This is a genomic window from Staphylococcus sp. GDY8P57P (assembly GCF_017892585.1).
Lineage (GTDB): Bacteria > Bacillota > Bacilli > Staphylococcales > Staphylococcaceae > Staphylococcus > Staphylococcus borealis.
Genome location: NZ_JAESLK010000134.1, coordinates 1 through 776 on the forward strand (window position 1 = coordinate 1; position 776 = coordinate 776).

2 protein-coding genes are annotated in these 776 nt (G+C 31.6%); both read right to left on the reverse strand.

Features of this window, described 5'->3' with window-relative positions:
• Positions 1-55: 55 nt before the first annotated feature.
• Entirely contained in the window at positions 56-535 is a 480-nt protein-coding gene (gene tnpA / locus KA878_RS13970; RefSeq protein WP_210142253.1) for an IS200/IS605 family transposase, read from the reverse strand.
• A gap of 172 nt (positions 536-707) precedes the next feature.
• Positions 708-776 (reverse strand): hypothetical protein (locus KA878_RS14680; protein ID WP_398577056.1); only part of this gene is annotated, 69 nt, incomplete at its 5' end.

Sequence of the window (776 nt, forward strand, 5' to 3'; positions counted from 1 at the left end):
ACTGAGAAGATCAGCCAAATGTACTACTTTCCGAGCAACCCTTAAAAGGGTTGTTTTATTTTTTCTTCTTTCGAGTTTCTTCCCCAGTAAAAGGATCTATGTACTCTATCATTGTTAACTGTTCTGCTACTATATCCTCTTGTAATTGATTTCTTATATAATTTTCTATCACTTTTTTATTTCTACCAACTGTATCCACATAAAATCCTTTACACCAAAATTTTCTGTTACCATATCTAAATTTTAAATGGGCATGTCTATCAAAAATCATTAAGCTACTCTTCCCTTTTAAATAACCTACAAATTGAGAGACACTTAACTTTGGTGGAATACTAACTAACATATGAATATGATCTTTACATGCTTCAGCTTCTATTATTTCTACACCTTTTCTTTCACACAATTGTCTTAAAATAATACCAATATCTCTTTTTATTTTCCCATAAATAATTTGTCTACGATATTTTGGTGCAAACACAATGTGGTACTTACAATTCCATTTTGTATGTGCTAAACTGTTTGTGTCTGATGACATTTAATGCATCTCCTCGTGTTGTTAATTTTGGTTGGCTGACCAAATATTATTCTAGCACGTAGAGATGCAATTTTTAATACAACGGTAAAACCATACTGTACCATACGCATAGCGTATGGTTTTAATTACACAAAAAAACACTCAAAGCCTATGCTTTGAGGGTTAATAGCAATTAGTATTGCTTCATATATTGATCTCTTTCCCATTCTGATACGTCTGTTCTGTAATAATCCCACTCTAA

Bases quoted from the DNA above. Each gene is read 5' to 3' on its own strand.
- tnpA (WP_210142253.1), bottom strand. From the start codon at position 535: ATGTCATCAGACACAAACAGTTTAGCACATACAAAATGGAATTGTAAG.